Here is a 9,542-nt window from a genome sequence, read left to right on the forward strand (position 1 = left end):
CCCCTCCCGAGGCACTGCCCGCCTCCTCCCCGGACCGCAACCTCGCCATGGAACTCGTCCGCGTCACCGAAGCGGCGGCGCTGGCGTCCGGCAAGTGGGTGGGCCGTGGCAAGAAGGAGGCCGGTGACGGCGCCGCCGTCGACGCCATGCGGCGCATGATCAACACCGTGCAGATGAACGGCACCGTGATCATCGGTGAGGGCGAGAAGGACGAGGCCCCGATGCTGTTCAACGGGGAAGAGGTCGGCACCGGTGAGGGTCCCGCCGTGGACATCGCCGTCGACCCGGTCGACGGCACCACCCTGATGGCCGAGGGCCGTCCCAACGCCATCTCCGTTCTCGCCGCCGCCGAGCGTGGTTCGATGTACGACCCCTCCGCCGTGTTCTACATGAAGAAGATCGCCGTCGGTCCGGAAGCCGCCGGCGCCATCGACATCCAGGCCCCCGCCGCGCACAACATCAACGCTGTGGCGAAGGCCAAGGGGGTCCACCCGTCCGACGTCACCGTCGTCGTTCTGGACCGGCCCCGCCACACCGACCTCATCGCGGAGATCCGCGCCGCCGGCGCGAAGGTCCGGCTGATCGGGGACGGCGACGTCGCCGGTGCCGTGGCGGCCGCCGGTGAGAGCCACGCCGTGGACCTGATGATGGGGACCGGAGGAACGCCGGAGGGCATCATCACCGCCTGCGCGATGAAGTGCATGGGCGGCGAGATCCAGGGCATCCTGGCCCCCACCGACGACGCGGAGCGGCAGAAGGCCGTCGACGCCGGCCTGGCCCTGGACACCGTGCTCGGAACCAACGACCTGGTCTCCTCGGACAACTGCTACTTCGTGGCCACCGGCGTCACCAACGGCGACATGCTGCGCGGGGTGAGCTACCGGGCCGGTGGCGCGACCACCCGTTCCCTGGTCATGCGGTCGCGTTCGGGCACCATCCGCAACATCGAGGCCACCCACCAGCTGCAGAAGCTCAAGGACTACTCGGTCCAGGACTACATCTGACGCCGGTCCCACCCCCGCCGGGTCCCGCCCCCTTCATGGTGCGGGTACCCTCATATGTCAGTCGACACAATAATCAGGAAGGACACGACAGTTCATCATGAGTGAGCAGGAATTCCGCATCGAGCACGACACCATGGGCGAGGTCAAGGTCCCGGTCAACGCCCTGTGGCGGGCCCAGACCCAGCGTGCCGTGGAGAACTTCCCGATCTCCGACCGTCCGCTGGAGGCCGCGCAGATCCGCGCCATGGGTCTGCTGAAGGCTGCCTGCGCCCAGGTCAACAAGGACGCCGGTGCTCTGGACGGCGAGAAGGCCGACGCGATCATCGCCGCCGGCAAGGCCATCGCCGAGGGAACCTACAACGACGAGTTCCCGATCGACGTCTTCCAGACGGGCTCCGGCACGTCGTCGAACATGAACACCAACGAGGTCATCGCCTCACTGGCCAAGCAGAACGGCGTCGAGGTCCACCCGAACGACGACGTGAACATGGGCCAGTCGTCCAACGACACCTTCCCCACCGCCACCCACGTCGCAGCCACCGAGGCCGCGGTCACCGACCTGATCCCGGCACTGAAGGTGCTGCACACCTCCCTGGCCACCAAGGCCAAGGAGTGGAAGAACGAGGTCAAGTCCGGCCGTACCCACCTGATGGACGCCGTGCCCGTCACCCTGGGCCAGGAGTTCGGCGGCTACGCCCGCCAGATCGAGCTGGGCATCGACCGGGTGGAGGCCACCCTGCCCCGCCTGGGTGAACTGGCCATCGGCGGCACCGCCACCGGCACCGGCCTGAACACCTCCGCGGACTTCGGCGCGAAGGTCACCGAGGAGCTCAAGAAGCTCACCGGTGTCGAGCAGCTGACCGAGGCCGAGAACCACTTCGAGGCCCAGGCCGCCCGCGACGCCCTCGTGGAGTTCTCCGGCGCGATGCGCACCATCGCCGTGTCGCTGAACAAGATCGCCAACGACATCCGGATGATGGGCTCCGGCCCGCTGACCGGTTTCGCCGAGATCCACCTGCCCGACCTGCAGCCGGGCTCCTCGATCATGCCGGGCAAGGTCAACCCGGTGCTGTGCGAGACCGCCACCCAGGTCGCCGCGCAGGTGATCGGCAACGACGCCGCCATCGCCTTCGGCGGCGCCCAGGGACACTTCGAGCTCAACGTGTTCATCCCGATGATGGCCCGCAACGTGCTGGAGTCCGCCAAGCTGCTGGCCAACACCTCCCGGGTGTTCGCCGAGCGCCTGGTCGACGGCATCGAGCCGAACGCCGAGCGCATGCGCACCCTGGCGGAGTCCTCGCCGTCCATCGTGACCCCGCTGAACTCCGCGATCGGCTACGAGGCCGCCGCGAAGGTCGCCAAGACCGCACTGGCCGAGGGCAAGACCATCCGCCAGACCGTGATCGACCTCGGGTACGTCCCCGGCACCCTGTCGGAGGAGGAGCTGGACAAGCGCCTCGACGTGCTGGCGATGGCCAACACCGACCGCGACTGACCCCCGCCGGTCCCCCGGTTTACGCGCCGCAGGGCGCCGTGGCGTTCCACCGCCGCGGCGCCCTGCGGCGTTCCCGCCCTCCCGGGTGTGCGACGATACAAGCCATGACGATCACCGCTGCCGCTGACGGCTCCGCCCTCGGAAACCCCGGCCCCGCCGGCTGGGCCTGGTACATCGACGACGACAACTGGCGTGCCGGGGGATGGCCCCACGGGACCAACAACATGGGTGAGCTCAAGGCCGTCCTCGACCTGCTGGAATCCACTGCGGCCGACCCCGCCACCGCCGACGAGCACCTGCTGGTGCTGTGCGATTCCCAGTACGTGATCAACTCGGTGACGAAGTGGATGGCGGGCTGGAAGCGCAAGGGCTGGAAGAAGCGGGACGGCAAACCGGTCCAGAACGTGGAACTGATGCAGGCAATCGACGCCGCGATGCAGGGCCGGGACGTCGACTTCGAGTGGGTGAAGGGGCATGCCGGGCACCCGCTGAACGAGGCCGCCGACAAGCACGCCAATGCCGCGGCCACCGCGTACTCGGCGGGCCGCACCCCGGAGACCGGCCCGGGGCTCGACGGTGTGTCCGGGCACGGCGGGACCTCCGGCGCAGGGGACTCCGGGCGGAGCCCCTCCCCCGACGTCCCGTCCCCCAACGTCCCGTCCGACGCCGGCGTAGACACGGGCGTAGACACCGCACCGGACACAGACGCGAACGACGCCGCGGCACGGGAGCTCGCGCTGTACACCGACGAGGTGCGCGGCAACCGGGATGTCGCCGAAGCGCTGCTGCACCCGGACCTCTGCGTCGTCGACGGCGCCGGGGCGGTCCTGGATCGTGCGGCGTTCCTGGCGTCAATGGCGCCCCTGCGTGGTTTCGACCGGCTCGAGGTCACCGACATGGTGACCGAGTCGGTGGGCGGCGGCTCGGTGCTGGTCCGTTCGCGCGCTTCAGGCCCCTACGGCACCACGGTGCGGAGCTCGCTGTGGGTCCGGCACGGTGCGGGTGATTCTCCTCTCGTTCTGCGGCACCACCAGCAGACTCCCGTGCGGTGAACCACCCCTATAAGGGGGTTAATGTTATTTTTGCATTGCGTGCAACTTTTTACCGGGTGTAGACATGTCTGGTGACTGAGACACGGAACGAATCCACCCAGAGCGCCGACGAGTGCGGTCTCCGCGAGCGTAAACGCCGGGAGACCCGGCTGCGCATCGAGGACTGCGCCACGGACCTCATCCTGGAACGTGGATTCCACCAGGTCACCATCGACGAGATCTGTGAGAAGGCCGAGGTGAGCCGTCGGACGTTCTTCAACTACTTCGACTCCAAGGACCAGGTCGCCGCAGGACGGGGAGTTCCCCCGATCCCCCCGGACGACCTGGAGGCCTTCGCCTCCACGGACTCCTCCAACATCATCCGTGACATCCTGGACTACATCGGCAAGGTCGTGGACAACGACCCGGACTCCTCACTGCGACTGTCCCCGGACCGGGACACCAGCCTGAGGATCCGGGAACGCAGGCGCCGGATCGTCCTGGAGACCCCGGAGCTCAGCGCCGCGGGAATGCGACGGTTCGACGCCCTGGCCGGCGACATCCTCGCCGCCATCACCTCGTTCCTCACCCGCTTCCCCGAGCACCGGCACCTCCCCGATGTCTCGGTGCACCAGGAGTCACTGCAGTTGACCGGCCTGATCCGTACCGCGCTGGCCACCGGAGGCCTGCTCCACCGCGAGCAGCCGGAGCTGACCAAGTGGGAGGTCCTCACCCACGCCGGCCGGCACATGACCACCCTCGCGGCCAACTACTCCCACGGCTGGGACTGACACCCCCTCCACCGTCCGATCCCCACGCAAGAAAGCACGAGAAGAGATCCTTCATGACCACAGTCCAGAAACCCGGGTCGTCGCCGACCCCGCCTGAGGACACCACCGCCTCGAAGAACAACATTCCCCTGGTCTTCGCCAGCCTCATGCTCGGCATGTTGCTGGTGTCGCTGGGCCAGACCATCTTCGCCACCGCACTGCCGACCGTGGTCGGTGAGCTCGGCGGCGTCGACCAGATGAGCTGGGTGATCACCGCCTTCCTGCTCGCGCAGACGATCGGCCTTCCGATCTACGGCAAGCTCGGCGACCAGATCGGCCGCAAGCCGCTGTTCATCTTCGCCCTGACCATGTACCTCATCGGCTCCGTCGTCGGTGCCCTGGGGCAGAACATCTGGATCATCATCGTCGCCCGCGCCATCCAGGGGCTCGGCGGCGGCGGCATGATGGTGCTCTCCCAGGCGATCATCGCCGACATCATCCCCGCCCGTCAGCGCGGCAAGTACATGGGGCTGATGGGCTCCGTGTTCGGGCTGTCCTCCGTCCTGGGGCCGCTGCTCGGCGGGTTCTTCACGGACGGCCCGGGCTGGCGGTGGGCGCTCTGGTTCAACGTCCCGCTGGCGCTGGTCGCCATCGTCATCGCCGCCTTCGCCATGCACCTGCCCGCCCGCGGCGGCGGACACGCCCGGCTGGACGTCTGGGGCACCGTCTTCATGGCCGGCTTCGCCACCTGTCTGATCCTCTTCCTCAGCTGGGGAGGCAAGGACTACGAGTGGGGCTCGGCCACCATCATCGGCCTGATCGTGGCCACCGTGGTGTGCGCCGTGCTGTTCGTCGTCGCGGAACTGCGCGCCAAGGAACCGCTCATCCCGATGACCCTGTTCGTCAACCGCAACTTCGTGCTGTGCACCCTGGCCGGACTCGTCATCGGTGTGGTCATGCTGGGCACCCTGTCCTACATGCCGACCTACATCCAGATGGTCCACGGCATGTCGCCGACGAAGGCCGGCCTGATGATGATCCCGATGATCCTCGGCATGATGCCGACCTCGATCGTCGTCGGCATCATCGTCAGCCGGACGGGCAACTACAAGTGGTACCCGGTGGTGGGCATGTTCATCACCGCCGTCGGCCTGTTCCTACTGGGAGGCCTGGAGACCCACGACAGCCTCCTGCACCTCGGCCTGGTCCTGTTCGTCTTCGGGTTCGGCCTGGGCTGCGCCATGCAGATCCTCGTGCTGATCGTGCAGAACGCCTTCCCGGTCAGCATGGTCGGCACCGCGACCGCGTCGAACAACTTCTTCCGCCAGATCGGCATGTCGGTGGGCTCCGCGGTGGTGGGCTCGGTGTTCACCTCGCGCCTGCAGACGATGATGGGCGATCGTGTCCCCGCCGCACTGCAGGAGATGGGCCCCGACGCCGCCGGCTACGCCGACTCCTTCTCCGACAGCGGGTCGCACAGCATCACCCCGGACGTCGTCAGCCACCTGCCCGGCGCCCTGCATGAGGCCGTGATCACCAGCTACAACGACGCCCTGGTGCCGATCTTCACCGTGCTGATCCCCCTGGCCGTCATCGCCGGTGTCGTGCTGGTGTTCACCCGCCAGGACAAGCTCAAGGACACCGTCGAGTAACGGCTCCGGTCAGTCCTTGACCCGTGCCCGGTACTCCGGGTACGCGGGCCCTCCCTCGAGGATCTTCTCCAGCAGGAGGATGTCCCGCCACCGGCCCTCCATCGGGCCGTAGTTCATCCGGGCCATCGTGTGCGCCACGCCGATCTCGGTGAACCCGCGCGACAGGTGCAGCTTCAACGAGCCCCGGTTCTCCGGGAACACCGTGGAGTGGATCGCCCAGTAGCCCGCGTCCGTCGCCTCGGCGATCAGGTGGTCCAGCAGCGCACCGGCCACTCCCCGGCCGGCGGCGTCCGGCGCGATGTACACCGAGTCCTCCAGCACTCCGTCGAACACCGCCCGACGGGACGCCCGGGACGCCGACACCCACCCGAGCACGTCGCCGTCCTCGTCGGCGACGAACGTCAGCCCGGCGATCTTGTGCTCCATGAAGTCGTCCCAGCACAGCGGTTCCCCCTCATAGGTGGCGTGGCCGGTGTTCATGCCGGACTGCTGGATACGCGCCACCTGGGCGTAGTCGTCCTCCCGCATAGGACGAATCGTGAATGTCATGGAAGGCATTGTAAACGTGCCGCTGTCTGCGACGCAGCACAGCAGCACATCACCCTTTTTCAAGCAGACTCGTCACGAGTTCAGCGACGGCGGAACGCTCGGAACGGGTCAGGGTGACGTGCGCGAACAGCGGGTTGCCCTTGAGCTTCTCGACCACGGCCTGGATGCCGTCGTGCCGCCCGACGCGCAGGTTGTCGCGCTGTGCGACGTCGTGGGTGAGCACCACCCGGGAGTTGCGGCCCAGCCGGGACAGCACCGTGAGCAGGACGTTGCGCTCCAGGGACTGGGCCTCGTCGACGATGACGAAACTGTCGTGGATGCTGCGGCCGCGGATGTGCGTCAGCGGCAGGACCTCGAGCAGCCCGCGGTCGTCGATCTCGTCGAGGACGTTGCCGCTGACCAGGCCGTCCAGGGTGTCGTAGACCGCCTGGGCCCACGGATTCATCTTCTCCACCCCGTCCCCGGGGAGGTACCCGAGGTCCTGTCCGCCCACGGCGTGCAACGGACGGAAGACGACGATACGGCGGTGGCTCTGCCGTTCCAGCACCGCCTCCAGGCCGGCGCACAACGCCAGGGCCGACTTGCCGGTCCCGGCGGAACCGCCGAGGGAGACGATGCCGACCTCCTCGTCGAGCAGGATGTCGAGCGCGACCCGCTGGCGGGCGCTGCGTCCCCGCAGCCCGAACGCCTCCAGGTCCTGCGGCACCTGGCGGAGCACTCCGTGGGAGGTCACCCTGGCCAGTGCGGACTGGCTGCCGGAGGTCAACTGCACCCCGCAGTGCACCGGCAGGTCCACGACACCGTCGATCTCACCGGTGGCGTCCGCGACCCCCTCGGTGAAGATCCGGTCGATCAGCCCGGTCCCGACCTCGGCGGTGACCATCCCCTCGTAGCTGGTGAGGACGACGTCCTGCGCCCGGTACTCGTCGGCGTCCAGGCCGACGGCTCCGGCCTTCACCCGCAGGGGGACGTCCTTGGTGACCAGGGTGACGTCATTGCCCTCGGCGCGCAGGTTGAGGGCGGAGGCGAGGATCCTGCGGTCGTTGTCCGCGCCGTCGTCAGGCCGGGCCCGCAGACCTGCGGGGAGGACGGACTGGTCGACGTGGTTGAGCTCCACTCGCAGGGTCCCTCCGTCCGGGGTGACCTCGATCTCCCGGTCGAGCCGTCCGCTGGCCCGGCGCAGATCCTCCAGGAGTCCCAGCGCCTGGCGGGCGAACCAGCCGAGTTCCGGGTGCTGCCGCTTGGCCTCCAGCTCCCCGACGACGACGATGGGCAGGACCACGTGGTGCTCGGCGAACTTCAGCAGTGCCCACGGGTCCGACAGCAGGACCGAGGTGTCGACGACGTAGGTCCGGACGGTGGTGGCGTCCTGTGCGTGCGGGGCCGGAACTCGGGAAGACCGGGAGGTCAGGGACGTCTGGGATGAGGTGGCGGTGGTGGGTCTCGTCATGCCCCCGAGGCTAGGAAGCGCACGTGTAGATCACATGGTTGTGAGATGAAGTCTGAATGAACTCGCCGGTGGCGTCAGCGTGAACTGGAGGCCCGCCGACCCCGGCAGATACCGACGAACTGCTGGATCACGTCGTCGTCACGGTCGCGTCGCCAGACCAGTGCCACCGAGGTGCCGCCCACCCCCGCCAGGGACCGGTGCACGACCCCACGCCGGTTCACCGCACGCAGCAACGGCCGGGGAGCCACGACCACCCCGACGTTCGCGGCGACGACCTCAAGGTTCTCCCTCACCGCCGCCGGATCCACCCCGCGGTAGAGCACGGTCTCGTCGGCGAGGTCCTCCAGCGTCACGGCCTCGTTCTCCCCCACCGCCTCCAGTGCGTGCTCCTTCGGCGCCGCCACCCCCGGGGTCTCCTCGTAGAGCACCACCCGGTGGACGTCCAGCGCCTCCATCGCCGCGGCGTCGACGTTGCTCTCCGGCATGCCCTCCCAGTCGCCGGGCAGGCGGACGAGACCGATGTCCGCGGTCCCGCCCAGGACGTGGGCCAGCGGGTCGTCCGTCACCGCCGACGCGGCCTTCCAGCCGTCCATACGTTCGTCGAACCTCCCGAACCATTTTCCGGGGACGACTCCGGTGGCGAAGACCACTTTGAGGTAGCGCATGCCGACAATCGTAGACCCCGACCGTGGACCAGATAGACTCGGCAGACATGAGTGACCGTATGAAACCCCAGACGGCGGCGAAGAAGCTGAACATCTACCTGCCTGCCACCCCCCAGGAGTTCCGGGAGGGCACGGTGAGCCACGACGAGTTCGTCGCGCTGCAGTCCGATCCCCCGCAGTGGCTGCAGGACCTGCGCCGCGAGGGGCCGCACCCGCGACCGGAGGTCGCCCGCAAGCTCGGCATCACCATCACCGCACTCAAGGCCAACGACATGGACAAGCCGTTGACCACCGCAGACATCAAGGAACTGCTGGAGAACCAGCCGGAGTGGCTGCGCAGTGCACGCAGCTCGCTGGCGCAGAACCGACCGGGCGCCGCCACCTCGGACGACTGAATCTTCTGGACCGTCTTCTCCGGAGAACGGCGGGAAAGAGTTGAGGGCCCCGTCCTCCCGGGTGACGAACCGGAAGGGCGGGGCCCTCGTGGAGAGTGCGACCACCGGGTGACGAGTCCGGCTGCGCGGGGTATCTCCGCTGCGCCACGTCGGCAGGCGGACTGCAGTCCAGGGCAGCGCGTTGGAGGTGCCGCAGCCCGGCCGCGCGGTGTCCGGTGAGAAGAGGAAGCCGGACTGTGCGGTACTCGGGCTGAACCCTGGGTTCCACCTGCCGTTGCGGCTGATCCACAACTGCAGTGCGTCGAGGTGACTAGCCTTCGACACATCCATGAGGTTAGCGAGACCTAAGCCCGGATGTCAACAATTACACAACATTCGAGTGACGTAATTCGCGACGCCCCTCACCGGAGCCGTGTGACCTGGCTTTTTGCTCGATTCCCCGCCATCGCACCGCCTTGCCGCCACGGCACCCCCATCAGACTCCCCCACCGGGACACGGCCCCTCCTCCCGGCCCCCGAATTGTTTCGTAC

General features: G+C 68.1%; 9 protein-coding genes. 6 read left to right on the forward strand and 3 right to left on the reverse strand.

Annotated elements, in window-relative coordinates:
* Positions 1 to 47 precede the first annotated feature (47 nt).
* The 5 genes from glpX to Q0A34_RS04935 all read left to right on the forward strand — a co-directional run bounded on the left by glpX (position 48) and on the right by Q0A34_RS04935 (position 5,952).
* A complete protein-coding gene (gene glpX, locus Q0A34_RS04915; RefSeq protein ID WP_291478904.1) occupies positions 48 to 1,004 on the forward strand; it encodes a class II fructose-bisphosphatase in 957 nt (318 codons plus the stop codon).
* 97 nt (positions 1,005 to 1,101) lie between these two features.
* Positions 1,102 to 2,499, forward strand: a complete 1,398-nt coding sequence (locus tag Q0A34_RS04920; RefSeq protein ID WP_291478897.1) for a class II fumarate hydratase — start codon at positions 1,102 to 1,104, stop codon at positions 2,497 to 2,499.
* Positions 2,500 to 2,603: 104 nt separating this feature from the next.
* The gene (locus tag Q0A34_RS04925; RefSeq protein ID WP_291478898.1) at positions 2,604 to 3,551 is read left to right on the forward strand and encodes a ribonuclease HI family protein; all 948 of its coding nucleotides are present in this window, start codon (positions 2,604 to 2,606) and stop codon (positions 3,549 to 3,551) included.
* 71 nt (positions 3,552 to 3,622) lie between these two features.
* A complete protein-coding gene (locus tag Q0A34_RS04930) occupies positions 3,623 to 4,321 on the forward strand; it encodes a TetR/AcrR family transcriptional regulator (protein WP_291478899.1) in 699 nt (232 codons plus the stop codon).
* A 53-nt stretch (positions 4,322 to 4,374) separates the two neighbouring features.
* Positions 4,375 to 5,952, forward strand: coding sequence for an MDR family MFS transporter (locus Q0A34_RS04935; protein ID WP_291478900.1), 1,578 nt, complete (start codon positions 4,375 to 4,377; stop codon positions 5,950 to 5,952).
* A 9-nt stretch (positions 5,953 to 5,961) separates the two neighbouring features.
* On the opposite strand, the gene Q0A34_RS04940 is transcribed toward Q0A34_RS04935, so the two are convergent.
* From Q0A34_RS04940 to Q0A34_RS04950, 3 genes are all read right to left on the reverse strand, one after another.
* A complete protein-coding gene (locus Q0A34_RS04940; RefSeq protein WP_291478901.1) occupies positions 5,962 to 6,501 on the reverse strand; it encodes a GNAT family N-acetyltransferase in 540 nt (179 codons plus the stop codon).
* Positions 6,502 to 6,550: 49 nt separating this feature from the next.
* The gene (locus tag Q0A34_RS04945) at positions 6,551 to 7,951 is read right to left on the reverse strand and encodes a PhoH family protein (protein ID WP_291478902.1); all 1,401 of its coding nucleotides are present in this window, start codon (positions 7,949 to 7,951) and stop codon (positions 6,551 to 6,553) included.
* Between the two features lie 74 nt (positions 7,952 to 8,025).
* Positions 8,026 to 8,616, reverse strand: coding sequence for a hypothetical protein (locus Q0A34_RS04950; protein ID WP_291478903.1), 591 nt, complete (start codon positions 8,614 to 8,616; stop codon positions 8,026 to 8,028).
* A 59-nt stretch (positions 8,617 to 8,675) separates the two neighbouring features.
* On the opposite strand from Q0A34_RS04950, the gene Q0A34_RS04955 reads away from it, so the two are divergent.
* Positions 8,676 to 9,011, forward strand: coding sequence for a DUF5997 family protein (locus Q0A34_RS04955; RefSeq protein ID WP_291478905.1), 336 nt, complete (start codon positions 8,676 to 8,678; stop codon positions 9,009 to 9,011).
* Positions 9,012 to 9,542 lie beyond the last annotated feature (531 nt).

This window comes from Corynebacterium sp., assembly GCF_022712195.1.
GTDB lineage: Bacteria > Actinomycetota > Actinomycetes > Mycobacteriales > Mycobacteriaceae > Corynebacterium.

Coding starts and splice junctions, on each gene's coding strand:
- glpX (WP_291478904.1), top strand. CDS start 48: ATGGAACTCGTCCGCGTCACCGAAGCGGCGGCGCTGGCGTCCGGCAAG.
- Q0A34_RS04920 (WP_291478897.1), top strand. CDS start 1,102: ATGAGTGAGCAGGAATTCCGCATCGAGCACGACACCATGGGCGAGGTC.
- Q0A34_RS04925 (WP_291478898.1), top strand. CDS start 2,604: ATGACGATCACCGCTGCCGCTGACGGCTCCGCCCTCGGAAACCCCGGC.
- Q0A34_RS04935 (WP_291478900.1), top strand. CDS start 4,375: ATGACCACAGTCCAGAAACCCGGGTCGTCGCCGACCCCGCCTGAGGAC.
- Q0A34_RS04940 (WP_291478901.1), bottom strand. CDS start 6,501: ATGACATTCACGATTCGTCCTATGCGGGAGGACGACTACGCCCAGGTG.
- Q0A34_RS04945 (WP_291478902.1), bottom strand. CDS start 7,951: ATGACGAGACCCACCACCGCCACCTCATCCCAGACGTCCCTGACCTCC.
- Q0A34_RS04950 (WP_291478903.1), bottom strand. CDS start 8,616: ATGCGCTACCTCAAAGTGGTCTTCGCCACCGGAGTCGTCCCCGGAAAA.
- Q0A34_RS04955 (WP_291478905.1), top strand. CDS start 8,676: ATGAAACCCCAGACGGCGGCGAAGAAGCTGAACATCTACCTGCCTGCC.